The following is a 17,413-nucleotide window of genomic DNA, read 5'->3' as shown; positions in this document are numbered from 1 at the left end:
TGATCGAATTTTTCGGGAGGGAATTACTGAGAGATATTGTGAAAGATTTCTACACAGGTGTGGGTGGATGACGGTGTGTTTTGCGGGCATAAAAAAGCCCGACGCTGAGCATCGGGCTTAGGTAGAAAGGGCAAGCGTTGGCTAATACAGTGACGGTGCGCCTTCTGGACGTGTCTTGAAACGTCGATGCAGCCACAGATACTGCTCGGGCGCCCGCATAATCTCTTTCTCTACCACGCGATTCATGTAGGCGGCGGCGGCGAGTTCATCATCAATAGGATAATCCCTCAGCTCGGGCTGAATCACCAAGTCATAGCCTGCACCTTTGTCTTTTCGCACCAGCACGACTGAAACCAACGCCGGCTTAGCCAAGCGCGCGAGCATGTAGGTGCCGCTGGTGGTGGCTGCCTGGCTGACGGCAAACAGCGGTGCAAAAACGCTGCCGCGCGGGCCGTAATCCTGATCGGGGGCAAACCAAACGGCTTCACCGCGCTTGAGGGCGTGAACCATACCGCGCAGGTCTTTGCGGTCGAGCATCGCCTTGTTGGAGCGCATGCGGCCCCAAGTTTGAACAAATTCCATGACTTTATTGTTGTGTGGACGATACATCGCCATCATTGGCTGGCAGAGGCCCATGGCGCGACCACCCAGCTCCAGCGACATAAAATGCACGCCAATAATCAGCACGCCCTGATTATTCTTCTGGGCCAGCTTCAGGTAGTTAAGTCCGCTAACGTCAAACCACCGTTTAACCCGCGCATCTGACCAGAACCAGGCCATGCCGGTTTCTAAAAGACCCATGCCGAGGGATTCGAAATTGCTGACGATCTTGCGTTCAAGCAGGTCCGGGTCCATGTCCGGAAAACACAACTGCAGGTTACGTCGCGTAATTGAAACGCGGCGTTTTAAGAAACGCATGGAAGTGCGGCCCAACCAGACGCCCAGTCGATACAGCACCGGATAAGGTAGTTGAACCAGTAAAAAGAGCACGCCGAGGCCAAACCAGGTCAACCAATAACGTGGATGTAAAAATGACTTTTTAAAACATTGGATTGGAGCAGTCATGTAATTTCAATCATCAAATGAGTGAATTTGCGTAACGCGTCAGCAGAAGCCCAATCGCGATACGTACTTGGTTTGCAAATATTCGGACTACCGTTTCCGGATTTAGTTGTGGGAAATCACAATCTTCTCGAATCTTTACATTAAAAGGCGGGGTCGCGGGGCTAAAAGGCTATCCGTAGGCGATTGGCGGGGCGAATTCGACTCTTGATGCGGAGTATATCACGTTACCCAAAGGTTAAAGAGCGAGGAATCATCCTAATAGTGCAAAGTTTATGCACGGTTTATGTACGATTGTAAATTTCCAACAAAAACAAATTGATTAACAATGGCACATCAAATGAAAACAAAAAGGCGCTTCATCTTTCGATAAAAGCGCCTTTTCTCAAATACTTAACTGATTAGTATCAGTTCATGCCGTATTTTTTCAGTTTCTTACGCAGGGTACCGCGGTTGATACCCATCATCAGGGCTGCACGAGTCTGGTTGCCACGGGTGTACTGCATCACCATGTCCAGCAGTGGCTGTTCAACTTCAGCCAGTACCAACTCATACAGGTCATTGACATCCTGACCGTTCAGTTGAGCAAAGTAGCCCTTAAGTGCTTGTTTTACCGAGTCACGCAGGGGTTTTTGAGTTACCTGATCCTGAGAATTAACGGTAGACACGGTCAGTACATCAGAATTCACGCGTTGTTCGAACATAGTTCTGTCAGCTCTTTTTTGTTACGCAAGATTTTCGAAATATGCTTCCAACGCCTCCAGCTGTTCGCTGGCATCCTCTATGGCGTTGAAGGAGCGCCGAAACTGGTCATTCGGGGCATGTTCCTGTAAATACCAAGAGACATGCTTACGGGCGATACGGAATCCTTTGCCTTGACCATAAAAGTCGTGCAGTTCCCGTACGTGCCCTATCATCAAGCGCTGTACTTCCCCAAGTGGCGGCGGCGGTAACAGCTCCCCTGTGTCCAGATAATGCTGGATTTCCCGGAAGATCCAGGGTCTCCCCTGAGCGGCACGGCCTATCATCAGAGCATCAGCTCCAGTGTAGTCGAGCACCGCCCTGGCTTTATGCGGGTCAGTTATGTCGCCATTCGCGATAATCGGAATGGAAACACTCTGCTTAACTGTCCGAATACTGTTGTACTCTGCTTCTCCATTGAAGAGGCAGGCACGGGTTCGGCCATGAATAGTCAGGGCCTGAATACCACAGTTTTCAGCCAATTGGGCAATTTGTACACAATTACGGTTTTCCGGATCCCAACCAGTACGAATTTTCAACGTGACTGGCACATCCACTGCGTTTACCACTGACCGTAAAATCTGTTCAACCAGACTCGGGTACTGTAGCAACGCAGAGCCTGCCAGTTTGCGGTTCACTTTCTTGGCTGGGCAACCCATATTGATATCAATGATCTGAGCACCTGCCTCCACGTTAATACGGGCGGCGGCGGCCATATCTTCAGGGTCACAACCGGCAATCTGCACGGCGCGAATTCCTGACTCATCACTATGTACCATGCGCAAACGCGACTTATCCGTTCGCCACACCTCTGGATTAGAGGAGAGCATTTCGGATACTGCCATTCCAGCACCCATTGAATGACATAAGGCTCGAAACGGTCGGTCTGTTATACCGGCCATCGGGGCGGCAATCAGGCAATTTGTAAGCTGGTGGTGTCCAATGCGCATACTAGGAAAGACCATACTGAAGTCCGCAAGGGCGCGTATATTACGCATTTTTTGCAGGATATGAAAGGCCAAACTTTAACCAATTGCGTAAGAAAAAGCACCTTTACACGTGGGTAACCTCGTTTAAAAATATTTTATCTATTAAAAACAGTTGGTTATTAGCGAATGGTCAAATTGTGCGCTTCGATAATTTAGTGACTTATCGCTAATTATGCGGCTTATAACAGCGGAATCTAAGGTGAAAATTGCCGTTTCAAGTAGCAATAACCGCGTCATTTCAGTGACGCGGTCCACATAACTGCGACAATTTGTACGATTTTACGCCTTCTTGACGCCAGTGATGCGGCACCATTCTTCTTTCTCGGCGACCGGGTCGAGGTCGAAGATTGCCTGATAGGCTTCAGCCACTCCCGCTGCCTGGCTTGCCAGCACGCCCGACAGGCCAAGATGACCTCCCGCTACCGGCAATACGCTGATAAGCGGTGCAAGCTCGCGCAGAGGCCCTGCAAGGATATTGGCGACCACCACGTCGGCAGACAGGTTGTCGGGCTGATCCTGCGGCAGATACAGCGACAAACGCTCTGACACGCCGTTACGCTGGGCATTATCACGGCTTGCCTGAATCGCCTGCGGATCAATATCAATTCCGATCGCCTGCGCGGCGCCAAGTTTAAGCGCCGCGATGGCCAAAATGCCGGAACCGCAGCCGAAATCGATCACGGTTTTGCCTTGCAGGTCCAGCCCGTCGAGCCACTGCAAACACATCGCGGTGGTCGGATGGGTGCCTGTACCAAACGCCAGACCAGGGTCGAGCATCACGTTCACCGCCGTTGGGTCGGGCACGTCGCGCCAGCTTGGGCAAATCCACAGGCGTTCACCAAAGCGCATCGGGTGGAAGTTGTCCATCCACTCGCGTTCCCAGTCTTTGTCTTCGAGCTGCTCGATTTTATGGGCGAAATCTTTGCCCAGCAGCGGCTCGTTCTCAAGGATGGCAATGACACTGTCCATGTCGGTTTCTGCGTCATACAGGCCGATGGCATCGGTATCGCCCCAGAGTAGGGTTTCGCCGGGCAGCGGTTCAAATACTGGATTGTCATGGGTATCCAGGAATGTGACGGAGACGGCGCCGCTTTCGATAAGCGCATCGCTCAGAGTCTCTGCATCCTGAGCATTTGTATTAATTTTCAGTTGGATCCAAGGCATAACCATTCTCTTCTAACAATTTGTTTTGGCTGACGTTTCAATATGATGTCAGCGCGTTTGCACGGCGGCTTTCGCCCAGTTTGTTGCCGATATAAAAAGCCAGCAGGCCAAGCAGCAGCGACGGAACAATAGGGTGCAGGCCTGCAATATGCAGGTCAATGGTGGCCAATAGGGTATAACAAACGCCGCCAACGATCATTGAACACAGTGCGCCCGTGGCGTTGGCGCGCTCCCAGTAGAGGCCGAGCACCAGCGGCCACAGAAACACGGCTTCAAGGCCACCAAAGGCCAGCAGATTGAGCCAGATAATCATCTGCGGCGGATGCCACGCGGCCAACACGACCAGTAGCCCCAAGACGAGCGTCGCCAGACTTGAGAAACGCTTGAGCAGCCGCTCATTGCGCAGTTGGGCGGGTCTGACACCCAGGTAAAGGTCTTTAACGATGGTAGCCGAAGACTGCAGCAACTGCGCGTTAATCGTCGACATAATGGCGGCCATCGGTGCCGCCAAAAAGATACCGGCGGCCCAAGGGGGCAGTACGGTGATCATCAACGTGGGAATGACCTGATCGGGGATTTTGAGGTCAGGCAAAATGGCGCGACCCAGCGCGCCAGAGAGATGCATGCCGAACATCAGAATAGCCACCACCAGCGTGCCGAGAACAATGCCGCGGTGTACGGCCTTGCTGTCGCGATAAGAAATACAGCGCACCGCCGTGTGCGGCAAACCTATCACGCCAAAGCATACCAGTATCCAAAATGAGGCCATAAACGGCAGTGACAGTACGTTATCAGCGCCGTGAACCGAGACAAGCTGCGGGTCAATGTGCTGGAGTTTATCGACTGCGCTGTGCAGGCCACCGGCGGCGTGAATCACCGCCACCAGCAGCAGAACCGTGCCCAGCAGCATCACCAGACCCTGCATGGCATCGTTGAGCACGCTGGCGCGAAAACCGCCGAACGAAGTGTAAAGCGCGATGCTGACGCCAAAAATCAGCAGTCCAGTGTCGTAGGGAATACCGGCTGCGGTTTCGAGCAGTCGAGCGCCGCCGATAAACTGCACGGTCATGGCGCCGAGGAAAGCCACCAGCAGACTCAGGCTGGCAAGCCACACCAGCAGACGGCTTTTGTAGCGGGCATAAAGCATGTCGTTGAGGGTGACCGCATTATAACGGCGGGCCAGAATCGCAAATTTTTTGCCCAACACCCCCAACGATAGCCAGACTGCCGGGAGCTGGATCATCGCCAGCAGTACCCAGCCAAGTCCGTATTTATAGGCCGCGCCGGGACCCCCGATAAACGAGCTGGCGCTGATGTAGGTCGCGGTAAGGGTCATGGCAAGCACGAAGCCGCCCATTGAACGGTTACCGAGAAAATATTCGGTCAGGAAGCTGCCCTGCTGGCGACGGGTGTAGGCAAAAACCGACAGGCCAAAGACCAGCAGCAGATAGGCGAGCAGTGGCAGCAAAACTTCAGTCTGCATGAGTATCCTCCAGCGGGATATCACGATAAATAACGCGCACCATAATCCAGCTCAACAGCACAAAAATCAGCGGAACCAGCAGGCAGGACATTTCAAACCAGTGGGGAAGGCCGGTGACACCTTGGGTATCGTTGGGAAGATAGGCTGCCAGCGACCAGGCGAGCAGATAGCCGAGAGTGAGACCAAAGGCCCAGCGTGCCTCGCGGTTCGCCTGCAAGAAGCGTTTGTCCACATGCATACACGTGTACTCCTAACGAAAAAAAGGCCGGAACATATCCGGCCTTACTTTAAGCTCCAGGGGGCGGAGACTTAAGTTTCCTGCAATCCGAGTTTTTTCTCCAGATAGTGGATGTTGGTTCCACCGTGCTGGAAGTTCTCGTCATTCATGATGCGCAGCTGCAGATCAACGTTGGTTTTGATGCCGTCGATGATAAGTTCTGCCAGAGCATTTTTCATACGGGAGATCGCAACATCGCGATTTTCGCCGTAAGTGATCAGTTTGCCGATCATGGAATCATAGTACGGAGGCACAGTATAGCCGGCGTAGATATGTGATTCCCAACGCACACCAAAACCACCTGGCGCATGGAAGCGGGTGATTTTGCCCGGGCTTGGCAGGAAGGTGTTCGGGTCTTCGGCGTTGATACGACACTCAACGGCGTGGCCCTGAATACGCACTTCATCCTGCTTGATAGACAAAGGCTGACCTGCGGCGATGCGCAGCTGCTCTTTAATCAAATCAACGCCGGTGATCATTTCGGTCACCGGATGCTCAACCTGAATACGGGTGTTCATTTCGATGAAATAGAACTCGCCGTTTTCGTACAGGAACTCGAAAGTACCTGCGCCGCGATAGCCAATGTCTACGCAGGCTTTAGAACAACGCTCGCCGATGTAGCGACGCATTTCGGCAGTGATGCCTGGTGCTGGCGCTTCTTCAACAACTTTCTGGTGACGACGCTGCATGGAGCAGTCGCGCTCGGCCAGATAGATGGCGTTGCCCTGACCGTCGGCCAATACCTGAATTTCGATATGACGTGGGTTTTCCAGGTATTTTTCCATATAAACCATGTCGTTGTTGAAAGCCGCTTTGGCTTCAGCACGCGTCATGTTAATGGACTGCTCGAGGTCTTTCTCTGCGCGAACAACGCGCATACCGCGACCGCCGCCGCCGCCGGACGCTTTGATGATGACCGGATAACCAATACGCTTACCGAAAGCGCGGTTCTTTTCCATGTCTTCAGTCAAGGGGCCGTCGGAGCCAGGAACGCAAGGTACGCCGGCTTTCTTCATCGCGTTGATGGCAGAAACTTTATCACCCATCAGGCGAATAGTTTCAGCTCTCGGGCCGATGAAGATAAAGCCTGAACGTTCAACTTGTTCAGCAAAATCAGCATTCTCAGACAGAAAACCGTATCCCGGGTGAATAGCCACTGCGCCAGTAATTTCAGCAGCAGAGATGATCGCCGGAATATTCAAATAGCTTTTGACTGAAGGTGCAGGACCGATACAGACAGTTTCGTCTGCCAGCAGCACGTGCTTCAGGTCGCGGTCAGCAGTGGAGTGCACGGCGACGGTTTTGATGCCCAGTTCTTTACAGGCACGCAAAATGCGCAGGGCAATCTCGCCGCGGTTAGCGATTACAATTTTATCCATGGTACGCCTCGTTATTCGATGACGACCAGCGGCTCGTCGAACTCAACCGGTTGGCCGCTTTCAATCAGAATGGCTTTAACCACGCCAGATTTGTCCGCTTCGATCTGGTTCATCATTTTCATTGCTTCAACGATGCACAGAGTGTCACCTACGTTTACGCGCTGGCCAACTTCGATGAATGCTTTTGCATCCGGGCTTGGCGTACGGTAGAAGGTGCCTACCATCGGTGAACGAACGATGTGGCCGCTGATGGCTGCAGGTGCAGCGGCTTCAGCCGGTGCCGCAGGGGCAACCGCGGTAGCCAGAGCTGGCTGCTGTGGAGCAGGCATGGCATAAGCCTGTTGCATCATTGGGTAAGCTTGTTGTGGTGCTGCGCGGCTGATGCGTACTGACTCTTCACCTTCAGAAATTTCCAGTTCAGAAATGCCTGACTCTTCAACCAGTTCGATCAGTTTTTTGATTTTACGAATATCCATGGGTGTGATTCCGTACTCTTATGCAAGTAATTAATTGGATTTTGACAAGCGGTTAACCGCTGCCTGTAAAGCAAAATGGTAGCCATCTGCGCCAAGTCCGCAGATAACGCCCACCGCGATATCGGAAAGATATGAATGGTGTCTGAATGCTTCGCGGGCATGAACGTTGGAGAGGTGGATCTCGATGAACGGGATTTGCACCGCCAACAGTGCGTCACGAAGCGCCACGCTGGTATGGGTAAAGGCTGCGGGATTGATCAAAATAAAATCGATGTTTCCCCGGGCCTGATGGATCCTGTCAATCAGGAGGTGCTCTGCGTTAGATTGCAGATGGCTTAACGCAACGTCAGCTGCGGCGGCCTGCTGTTCCAAACCTTTAACAATATCGTTAAGCGTGGTACTTCCGTAGGTTTCTGGCTCACGCGTTCCCAGCAAATTAAGGTTGGGACCGTTGAGAAGCAAAATGTCAAACTTATGCGCCATTGTGAGCCTATCTCCTGCGATTAGTACGAGGTCGAAGAAAATACCTTGATGACGCCAATTTGTCACCTATTTCATGACAAATCAACCCAGACTTTTCTTAGGAAGGGCTGTATTATAACCATATCGGGGCAATTCGCTGCCAAATACTGGTCTTATCAGCGAAGATTATCAACCCCCAGTTTGAAACTGAGGGTTACATCGGGAAGATTTAAAGGGGATGGCCGCGCGGTTAAGAACGTTATCTAAACCACTGACGGAACTTCTTGTAGCGAAGTAGCAGCAAGATCGCCGCAATTAGCGCATAAATGATCGGTTGGGGGGAATAGGTCTTAACCGACCACAAATAATGGATAGGGGCCAATATTGCCACCACATACACACCATTATGTAGAATCTGCCATTTTTTCCCTAACTTACGCTGTGACCAAAGCGTAGACGTCGCGGCCAGAAACAGCAAAATAAACCAACTAATGATCCCCAGCGTTAAATATGGACGCGAAATGAGCTCGCTGCCGAGCAGGCCGAGATTATTGATCCCCAGTTCGAGGAAGGAATAACTCAGCAAATGAAGACTCGCCCAGGCAAAACACCATAATCCTACCAGACGACGGACGCGGATCAGCAGTGGCTGCTTGCCATAGCGCGCCACGGGCGTAACAAGCAGGCTAGCCAGCAGCAGTTTTAGGGTCATTCTGCCGGTAAAATGCTGGATATCTTTTGCCGGATCGGCGCTAAACCAGCCCTGGTTAATAGAAAGGATTATCCACAACAGCGGCAAAAAGGCCGCCAAATGGATTAACACTTTGAGCCAGGTTATCTGTTTAAGTGTCAGGCGCGGTATCTTCATTTAATAATTCGCTCGCAAATCCAGCCCACGGTACAAATGCCCCACCTCTTTTTCATAGCCGTTATACAGCAGAGTGGGCTGACGTTTAACGTCGAGAATACCGCCAGAACCGATAAAGCGTTCGGTTGCCTGCGACCAGCGAGGGTGATCGACATGGGGATTCACATTGGCGTAAAAGCCGTATTCGTTTGAGGCAATCTGATTCCAAGTGGTCGGCGGTTGGTCTTTTACCAAGCGAATATGCACGATTGACTTGATGCCCTTAAAGCCGTATTTCCATGGAATCGTCAGACGGATAGGCGCCCCGTTCTGGGGTGGCATGCTTTTACCATAAACGCCGACCGACATCAGCGCCAGCGGGTTCATCGCCTCATCCAGACGCAGGCCCTCAACGTAAGGATAATTCAGACCCCCGCCGATAAAGCGGTCTTTCTGGCCCGGCATGTGTTCAGGGTCGTACAAGGTGGTGAAGGCCACAAAGCGGGCATCGCTGGTTGGCTCAACCCATTTCAGCAGCGCACTGAGCGGAAATCCGACCCACGGCACCACCATTGACCAAGCCTCTACACAGCGCATGCGGTAAATACGCTGCTCCAACGGAAAGCGTTTGAAAATGTCGTCCATGTCGAGGGTCATTGGCTTGGCGACTTCACCGTCAATCGTGATTTTCCAAGGCGATGTTGGCAACTGACCGGCGTTGGCAGCGGGATCGGCCTTATCGAGACCAAATTCGTAAAAATTGTTATAGCCGGTAACTTTGTCCTCGGGCGTGAGGGGTAAATCCGCTTGATACATGGCCGGTTTGGTAAAATCGAGCGGTTTGCCCGGCGGTGGTTTCGGGCGATCGTTACCTTTGAACCACGACAGCACGTCGGCCTGTGAAGTCGATGGCAACGCTAAAGATGCGGCACCAAGCCCCAGCGCCTGCAGGACTTTTCGGCGATCGTGGAAGATACTCTCAGGGGTAACGTCGGCTTCGGTTAAGACCTTTTTATTGTTCATGACATGCTCCGGTAAATGACCCTGAGTCGCGAACGGCATCGGGTGAGTTACAATTACTTTTATTATTTAATACAGCATGACGGTAAAATAGGGGTTTAGCGAGGCGGTGCGAGAAAATACGAAATTTCGCAGGCCCCATGCCAGAAATTGGACAGCCGCTACAGATACATAAGAAATGTGAATTGATGAAATCCGCTCTTGATATGCTATTTATATACGCCTGCAGTTAGGCAGGACAATTTGCGTAACAAACCACATAAACTGAGTAAGGCACAGGGATGCGATTTACTACCAGATTATATGCGATGATTACAATGCTGGTCGCACTCACCGTTTTTTTGATGCTGGTGGGCGTGACGTTCAGCTTTGTTTATCTCAATAAACAGAATGCCGAGCAGCATTTACGTGCGCTGTCGACCTCCGTCGACCAAAGTCTGCTGTCCAATCCCCCGGCTTCGTTGCACAGTTGGTTACCGCTGGTCATGAACCAGCTCGATATTCGCCAGGTTCAAATTGTTGCAACCAGCGGGCCGGTTTATAGCCATAATAACTCCCCACAAAAAGACACTGACTGGGACAGCCACATTCCCGACTTGCTTACCGAGCATCTTCCGCTGTTGCAGCATCCCGACCTGAGCATGAAAGTGGTGTATCTGGACCCAGTAAGCAGCTATGCCCGCTCGCTGCGCACCACGCTTTACATCAGTTTTGCCATTCTTCTTATTATTATCGCAACTCTGGTGAGTTTTCGCTGGCTGCGGCTGCAAACGTCCGGCATTGAGCGGCTCGAAGATCGCGCATCGCGCATTTTACGCGGTCAGCGCGACAACCTTCCTTTGGGCGACGTCAGGGAGTGGCCGCAGCGGGCCAGTGCCGCAATCGATAAATTGCTGGTGGACCTCGGTGAAGCGCGCGAACAGCGCAGTCGCGTTGATACATTAATTCGCGCCTATGCACAGCAGGATGCCAAAACCGGACTCAGCAATCGGTTGTTCTTTGACAATCAGCTCACCACCGAGCTGGAAGAAGAGGGCGCGTACGGAATTCTCATGCTGATTCGCCTGCCCGATTTCGATACGCTGCGCGATACGCACGGGCAGGCGCTGGTTAAAGATTTATTGTCTTCAATGGTTAATTTGCTGTCGACGTTTGTCATGCGATATCCCTCGGCGCTGCTGGCGCGCTACTACCACAGTGATTTTGCCGTTCTGCTCCCGCACAGCACCTTAAAAGAGGCTGAAGTGATGGCCGCGCAGTTGGTGAAGGCTGTGGGCGTGTTGCCGTCCTCTTCGATTATCGACCGCGATGCGCTGCTCTATATAGGTATTAGCAGCTATCGCTACGGCCAGACGCTTGAAGAAGTGATGGACTCCGCCGAGCAGGCCACGCGCAATGCTGCCTTCCAGGGCAGCAACGGCTGGCTGGTTTATGACAGCAACGTCCCTGAAAAAGGGCGTGGCAGCGTTCGTTGGCGCACTTTGCTTGAAGACACGCTGGCGCGCGGCGGGCCGAGGCTGTATCAGAAACCGGCGATGAATAAGGCCGGTTTTTTGGACCATCGTGAAGTGCAGCGCCGCATATTTGACGGCACGCGCGAACTGCTCGCCGCCGAATTTATTCCGTTGGTCACCCAGTTTGGCCTGTCGCAAAGCTTCGATCGCCGCATGATTGGTCAGATTATTCCGTTACTGACCCAATGGCCGGACGAGACGCTGGCATTTCACCTCACCGTTGATTCATTATTACAGCGATCTTTTGTGCGCTGGCTGCGAGATATCTTGCTCCAGTGTGAAAAATCGCAGAGAAATCGAATTCTTATTGAACTTGCAGAGGCCGATCTCTGTCAACATATCGACCGTCTACGTCCCGCACTGCGATTGTTGCAGGGGTTAGGGTGCAGATTGGCCGTTTCTCAGGCCGGGCTGACCGTGGTAAGCACGTCCTATCTGAAGTCTTTCCCTATTGAACGGGTAAAACTTCACCCCGGACTGGTCCGCGATATTGATAAGCGGGTTGAAAATCAACTATTTGTGCAAAGTCTGCTGAGCGCCTGTAAGGGCACACAGGCCAAGGTCTACGCCTCCGGCGTTCGCAGTATTGACGAATGGCTGGTCCTGTTGGAAAACGGAATCCACGGCGGTCAGGGTGATTTTTTTGCTACACCGCAGGTCATCGACCCGGTCGGAAAAAAATATTCACACAACCACGGGGTTTAAACTGATCCCAACGGGAAAATTTAACGTAGAATGGCGCAGCCCTGCCATTTGCACATTAGGGCGCCCGTTTTAGTGCATTATTTCTACCGTATGCGCTGAGTTATGTCGGGTAAAGTGTAAGAATTTATGTGCACCGTCCGCGACTTAACCGTTGCCTGTGCGAGTTAACCTGAATCTGGGATTCAAGTTTCTTCCTCAGTGTATTTAATCACCAAGTTAAGTAGCGAACGTTGCTGACAATTTTCACCGAAGCAGAACGTTTTTGCGCCTTGTCGCTGCTTCGTGTGGTTGGTAAAGTAGGCAGATTTTATTTTCCGCCCCCAGCTTGCAGGATTATCCTTTCGTTATGTTTAAGAAATTTCGCGGCATGTTTTCCAACGACTTGTCCATCGACCTGGGTACTGCCAATACCCTTATTTATGTAAAAGGACAAGGCATCGTGTTGAATGAGCCATCAGTTGTGGCTATTCGTCAGGATCGTGCTGGTTCACCTAAAAGCGTTGCGGCCGTGGGCCATGATGCAAAACAGATGCTTGGACGTACTCCAGGCAACATCGCAGCTATTCGTCCAATGAAAGACGGCGTGATCGCCGATTTCTTCGTGACTGAAAAAATGCTGCAACACTTTATTAAACAGGTTCACAGCAACAGCTTTATGCGCCCAAGCCCGCGCGTATTGGTATGTGTGCCAGTTGGCGCGACGCAGGTTGAGCGTCGTGCAATTCGTGAATCTGCACAAGGTGCAGGCGCACGTGAAGTCTTCCTGATTGAAGAGCCAATGGCTGCTGCAATCGGCGCAGGCCTGCCGGTTTCCGAAGCAACCGGTTCTATGGTTGTTGATATCGGCGGTGGTACGACCGAAGTGGCCGTTATCTCCCTGAACGGTGTGGTTTACTCCTCATCCGTGCGCATTGGTGGCGACCGTTTCGACGAGGCCATCATTAATTACGTGCGCCGCAACTATGGTTCACTGATTGGTGAAGCGACCGCCGAGCGCATCAAGCACGGCATTGGTTCTGCTTATCCAGGTGATGAAGTGCACGAAATTGAAGTGCGCGGTCGTAACCTGGCAGAAGGTGTACCGCGTGGTTTCACGCTGAACTCCAACGAAATTCTCGAAGCCCTGCAGGAACCGTTGACCGGTATCGTTAGCGCGGTGATGGTTGCACTGGAACAGTGTCCACCAGAGTTGGCGTCCGATATCTCCGAGCGCGGCATGGTACTGACCGGTGGTGGCGCATTGCTGCGTAACCTCGATCGCCTGCTGATGGAAGAAACCGGTATTCCTGTGGTAGTAGCAGAAGATCCGCTGACCTGCGTTGCGCGCGGCGGTGGTAAAGCATTGGAAATGATCGACATGCACGGCGGCGACCTCTTCAGCGAAGAATAAGCCTCCCAAGAGTAGTGTATGCCCAAAGTAATTGAGGTTGCAGCTCGCGTATTAACGCCGGTGCAGCTTCAGCTACGTCGGGAATAGTGAAAACTAGCCTGCCGCGGAAGAGAGGGCTGCCCCTGTGGCGGAGCCCGCAGTGTCTAAGTTTGAGTGTCTGAACGGATTGTGACGCTACGCCTGAACCTTTACGGGTTCAGGCCTGTTTTCCTGCGTGTCCGTCTGCACCCTTTTATACCTGCTACCATTCCTGTTAGGGTATTGTTTCGCTCAGATCGGCTGAAATTTCCCGTTGCCGAGGAACTCGCATATTTTATGAAGCCTATTTTTAGCAGAGGTCCGTCTCTGCAGTTGCGACTTTTTTTGGCTATTCTCACGGCCATCGTCCTGATTTTTGCCGACAGTAAGGTAGGTACCTTCGTCCAGATCCGCACCTACATGGATACTGCCGTCAGCCCTTTCTACTTCTTGTCCAATGCGCCAAGAGAATTTCTGGATAACGTCTCCCAAACGCTGGCAACTCGCCAACAGCTTGAACTCGAAAACCGTGCCCTGCGTCAAGAACTGCTGCTGAAAAACAGCGATCTGCTGCTGTTGGGTCAATTTAAGCAGGAGAACGCCCGTCTGCGTGAACTGCTGGGCTCACCGCTGCGTCAGGATGAACACAAAATGGTGGCGCAGGTTCTATCGACCAGCAATGATCCTTATAGCGATCAGGTGGTTATCGATAAAGGTAGCAACGCAGGTGTTTACGTTGGCCAGCCGGTTATCAGTGACAAAGGCGTTGTCGGTCAGGTCATTGCCGTCGCCGCCGTAACCAGCCGCATATTGCTTATCTGTGATGCATCGCACGCTATTCCGATTCAGGTTCTGCGCAACGACATTCGCGTTATTGCCGCCGGCAGCGGCTGTGCCGACGATCTTCAGCTCGAACATTTACCGGCCAATACCGATATTCGCGTGGGCGATGTGCTGGTGACCTCAGGATTGGGCGGCCGTTTCCCTGAAGGGTACCCGGTTGCGGTGGTGTCATCGGTTAAAGTCGACAATCAGCGTGCGTATACGGTGATTCAGGCGCGTCCAACTGCTGGCCTGCAGCGTCTGCGCTACCTGCTCCTGCTGTGGGGTGCCGATCGCAACGGTGATAAACCAATGTCACCGGAAGAAGTACACCGCATTGCCAACGAGCGTCTGATGCAGATGATGCCGCAGGTATTGCCACCGGCTAATGAGATGGGGCCGCCCGCGCCAGTGCCTGCACCGGCAACCGGTACGGTAACTGCACCCGTTGCAGCGGCTGTAACGACGCACGGTGGTAGACGATGAACGGCTATCGGAGCCACGGACGCTGGATTATTTGGCTATCCTTTATCATAGCGATGTTATTGCAGGTAATGCCGTGGCCTGACCAACTGTATATGTTCCGCCCATCATGGTTGATGCTTATCCTGATTTATTGGGTGATGGCGCTGCCGCATCGGGTTAACGTTGGCACCGGCTTTCTGGTGGGCTTTATGATGGACCTAGTGTTGGGTTCAACGCTGGGCGTTCGCGCACTGGCACTGGCCATCACCGCGTATCTGGTGGCCTTCAAGTTTCAGCTGTTCCGCAATATGGCATTATGGCAGCAGGCGCTGATCGTGATGTTGCTGTCGATGGCGGTAAACGTGATTATCTTCTGGGCCGAATTTTTGGTGGTTAACGTCTCTTTCAGACCGCAGATTTTCTGGAGCAGCGTGGTTGACGGCGTACTTTGGCCTTGGCTGTTCCTGCTGATGCGTAAAATCCGCCGTCAGTTTGCAGTACAATAAGGGCTTTATGACTTTACTTTATCTCGCATCAGGTTCGCCGCGTCGTCGTGAGTTGTTAACGGTATTGGAATTGCCCTTCGAGCGACTAACGACTGAGGTGGCTGAAGAGCGTCAGTCCGGTGAAACCCCTGAAGTTTACGTTCAGCGTTTGGCGCTGGATAAAGCCAAAGCCGGGGTGGCTGTGGCGCCTCAGGACTTGCCGGTATTGGGCGCAGACACTATTGTGGTGCTTGACGGACGCGTTCTGGAAAAACCCGTCGATATTCAGCAGGCTGCTGAAATGCTGGCGGCACTGTCAGGACGTCAGCATCAGGTGATGACCGCTATCGCCTTTGCCGATGCCGAGAGGCATCTTACGGCGATGGTTGTGACCGATGTCACCTTCAGAACGCTATCCTCTGAGGATATTCAGCACTATATTTCCAGCGGTGAGCCCATGGATAAAGCCGGGGCATACGGTATTCAAGGAAAGGGCGGATGTTTCGTCCGTGAGATTCGCGGCAGTTACTATGCAGTCGTTGGGCTTCCTCTGGTCGAGACCCAAGAACTGTACAGTAATTTTGTTGCATTACGCGTTCTTAGGAGAAAGCATGACGGCTGAATTACTGGTCAATGTGACCCCATCAGAAACTCGGGTAGCTTACATTGACGGCGGGATCCTGCAAGAGATCCACATCGAGCGCGAGGCTAAGCGCGGGATTGCAGGCAATATTTACAAAGGTCGCGTGAGCCGTGTTCTGCCCGGTATGCAGGCTGCTTTTGTTGATATTGGTCTCGAAAAAGCGGCCTTTCTTCATGCTTCCGACATCATGCCTCACACTGAGTGCGTGGCGCGCGATGAGCAAAAAAAATTCAACGTCCGCGATATCGTCGAGTTGGTTCATCAGGGCCAAGATTTGATGGTTCAGGTGGTGAAAGATCCGCTGGGCACCAAAGGCGCACGCCTGACTACCGACATCACTTTGCCCTCTCGCTATCTGGTTTTCATGCCGGGCGCTGCCCACGTTGGCGTGTCGCAGCGTATTGAGAGTGAAGCCGAGCGCGACCGCCTTAAACGCATCGTTTCCGCCTACTGCGACGAGCAGGGTGGCTATATTATCCGCACCGCCGCTGAGGGCGTGGGTGAAGAAGAGCTTTCTCAGGACGCTGCTTACCTCAAGCGCCTGTGGACCAAGGTGATGGAGCGCAAGCGCCGCAATATCACCAAGTGTAAACTTTATGGTGAACTGGCCTTGGCGCACCGCGTGCTGCGCGACTTTACCGGCCAGGAATTGAACCGCATCCGCGTTGATTCACGTCTGACCTATGAGCTACTGACCGAGTTCACCGGTGAATACATGCCGGAGTTGACCGACAAGCTCGAGCACTACAGCGGCAAGCAGCCGATTTTTGACCTCTACGACGTTGAAAATGAAATACAGCGCGCGCTTGAACGAAAAGTCGAGCTTAAGTCCGGTGGGTATCTGATTATCGATCAGACCGAAGCCATGACCACTATCGACATCAACACCGGTGCGTTTGTGGGCCATCGCAATCTTGAAGAAACCATCTTCAATACCAATACCGAAGCCACCCAAGCGATTGCACGTCAGCTTCGGCTGCGTAATCTGGGCGGCATCATCATCATCGACTTCATTGATATGTCTAATGATGAGCACCGTCGCCGCGTTCTGCACTCTTTAGAACAGGCGTTGTCCAAGGATCGCGTTAAAACCGGGATCCACGGATTTTCGGCACTGGGTTTGGTCGAAATGACCCGTAAACGAACCCGTGAAAGCGTGGAGCATGTGCTGTGCAGCGATTGTCCAACCTGCCACGCGCGCGGCACGGTGAAAACCGTCGAGACAGTGTGCTATGAAATTTTGCGTGAAATCGTTCGCGTGCATCACGCCTATGACGCCGACAGATTCCTGGTTTATGCCTCCGTCGCGGTGGGAGAGGCCCTGAAAGGCGAAGAGTCTCACGCACTGGCAGAAGTAGAAATCTTTGTGGGCAAACAGGTAAAAGTTCAAATTGAGCCTCTGTATAGCCAAGAGCAGTTTGACGTAGTGATGATGTAAATTGCATTTTTTGGCTGAAAAGTTGCGGCCATA

The 17,413-nt window shown here is 52.5% G+C and carries 17 protein-coding genes; 6 read left to right on the top strand and 11 right to left on the bottom strand.

Going from position 1 to position 17,413, the window contains the following annotated elements; all coding sequences use genetic code 11:
- Nucleotides 1-141: 141 nt before the first annotated feature.
- The 11 genes from lpxP to msrP all read right to left on the bottom strand — a co-directional run bounded on the left by lpxP (nt 142) and on the right by msrP (nt 9,903).
- A complete protein-coding gene (gene lpxP / locus BS639_RS11630) occupies nt 142-1,065 on the bottom strand; it encodes a kdo(2)-lipid IV(A) palmitoleoyltransferase (protein ID WP_055774265.1) in 924 nt (307 codons plus the stop codon).
- 404 nt (nt 1,066-1,469) lie between these two features.
- Nucleotides 1,470-1,766: a DNA-binding transcriptional regulator Fis gene (gene fis, locus BS639_RS11625; protein ID WP_004097144.1), complete on the bottom strand. Its 297-nt coding sequence runs from the start codon at nt 1,764-1,766 to the stop codon at nt 1,470-1,472.
- A gap of 21 nt (nt 1,767-1,787) precedes the next feature.
- The gene (dusB, locus tag BS639_RS11620) at nt 1,788-2,753 is read right to left on the bottom strand and encodes a tRNA dihydrouridine synthase DusB (RefSeq protein ID WP_055775252.1); all 966 of its coding nucleotides are present in this window, start codon (nt 2,751-2,753) and stop codon (nt 1,788-1,790) included.
- Between the two features lie 318 nt (nt 2,754-3,071).
- Complete coding sequence (gene prmA / locus BS639_RS11615; RefSeq protein ID WP_055774273.1) at nt 3,072-3,956, bottom strand: 50S ribosomal protein L11 methyltransferase; 885 nt, start codon at nt 3,954-3,956, stop codon at nt 3,072-3,074.
- A 37-nt stretch (nt 3,957-3,993) separates the two neighbouring features.
- On the bottom strand, nt 3,994-5,439 hold the full coding sequence (gene panF / locus BS639_RS11610; RefSeq protein WP_084983141.1) for a sodium/pantothenate symporter: 1,446 nt from the start codon (nt 5,437-5,439) through the stop codon (nt 3,994-3,996).
- Nucleotides 5,429-5,671 (bottom strand): YhdT family protein, encoded by a 243-nt coding sequence (locus BS639_RS11605; protein ID WP_055775256.1) that lies wholly within the window; start codon nt 5,669-5,671, stop codon nt 5,429-5,431. Before BS639_RS11605 ends, panF begins: the two co-directional genes overlap by 11 nt.
- Before the next feature lie 77 nt (nt 5,672-5,748).
- Entirely contained in the window at nt 5,749-7,095 is a 1,347-nt protein-coding gene (accC, locus tag BS639_RS11600; RefSeq protein ID WP_055774279.1) for an acetyl-CoA carboxylase biotin carboxylase subunit, read from the bottom strand.
- Between the two features lie 11 nt (nt 7,096-7,106).
- Nucleotides 7,107-7,571, bottom strand: a complete 465-nt coding sequence (gene accB, locus BS639_RS11595) for an acetyl-CoA carboxylase biotin carboxyl carrier protein (protein WP_055774281.1) — start codon at nt 7,569-7,571, stop codon at nt 7,107-7,109.
- 30 nt (nt 7,572-7,601) lie between these two features.
- Nucleotides 7,602-8,054 (bottom strand): type II 3-dehydroquinate dehydratase, encoded by a 453-nt coding sequence (aroQ, locus tag BS639_RS11590; protein WP_055774291.1) that lies wholly within the window; start codon nt 8,052-8,054, stop codon nt 7,602-7,604.
- Between the two features lie 238 nt (nt 8,055-8,292).
- On the bottom strand, nt 8,293-8,901 hold the full coding sequence (gene msrQ, locus BS639_RS11585) for a protein-methionine-sulfoxide reductase heme-binding subunit MsrQ (RefSeq protein ID WP_139804088.1): 609 nt from the start codon (nt 8,899-8,901) through the stop codon (nt 8,293-8,295).
- The gene (gene msrP / locus BS639_RS11580; protein ID WP_055774294.1) at nt 8,902-9,903 is read right to left on the bottom strand and encodes a protein-methionine-sulfoxide reductase catalytic subunit MsrP; all 1,002 of its coding nucleotides are present in this window, start codon (nt 9,901-9,903) and stop codon (nt 8,902-8,904) included.
- A 278-nt stretch (nt 9,904-10,181) separates the two neighbouring features.
- Between msrP and csrD the strand changes: the two genes are divergently transcribed.
- The 6 genes from csrD to rng all read left to right on the top strand — a co-directional run bounded on the left by csrD (nt 10,182) and on the right by rng (nt 17,380).
- A complete protein-coding gene (csrD, locus tag BS639_RS11575) occupies nt 10,182-12,119 on the top strand; it encodes an RNase E specificity factor CsrD (RefSeq protein WP_055774297.1) in 1,938 nt (645 codons plus the stop codon).
- Between the two features lie 346 nt (nt 12,120-12,465).
- A complete protein-coding gene (gene mreB, locus BS639_RS11565) occupies nt 12,466-13,509 on the top strand; it encodes a rod shape-determining protein MreB (RefSeq protein WP_007891976.1) in 1,044 nt (347 codons plus the stop codon).
- Nucleotides 13,510-13,824: 315 nt separating this feature from the next.
- Nucleotides 13,825-14,835 carry a rod shape-determining protein MreC gene (gene mreC, locus BS639_RS11560; protein ID WP_084983140.1) on the top strand — a complete coding sequence of 337 codons (1,011 nt, stop codon included), beginning with the start codon at nt 13,825-13,827 and terminating at the stop codon, nt 14,833-14,835.
- Nucleotides 14,832-15,320, top strand: coding sequence for a rod shape-determining protein MreD (gene mreD / locus BS639_RS11555; protein ID WP_084983139.1), 489 nt, complete (start codon nt 14,832-14,834; stop codon nt 15,318-15,320). The genes mreC and mreD overlap by 4 nt, the downstream gene beginning before the upstream one ends.
- 7 nt (nt 15,321-15,327) lie before the next feature.
- Complete coding sequence (locus BS639_RS11550) at nt 15,328-15,921, top strand: Maf family protein (RefSeq protein WP_084983138.1); 594 nt, start codon at nt 15,328-15,330, stop codon at nt 15,919-15,921.
- The gene (gene rng, locus BS639_RS11545) at nt 15,911-17,380 is read left to right on the top strand and encodes a ribonuclease G (RefSeq protein ID WP_055774308.1); all 1,470 of its coding nucleotides are present in this window, start codon (nt 15,911-15,913) and stop codon (nt 17,378-17,380) included. Before BS639_RS11550 ends, rng begins: the two co-directional genes overlap by 11 nt.
- The last annotated feature ends 33 nt before the right edge of the window (nt 17,381-17,413 follow it).

This window comes from Rouxiella silvae (genome assembly GCF_002093625.1).
In the GTDB taxonomy this organism is placed as follows: domain Bacteria; phylum Pseudomonadota; class Gammaproteobacteria; order Enterobacterales; family Enterobacteriaceae; genus Rouxiella; species Rouxiella silvae.
The sequence above is the reverse complement of the archived record's forward strand: the minus strand, read 5'-3'. Positions and strand labels throughout refer to the sequence as shown.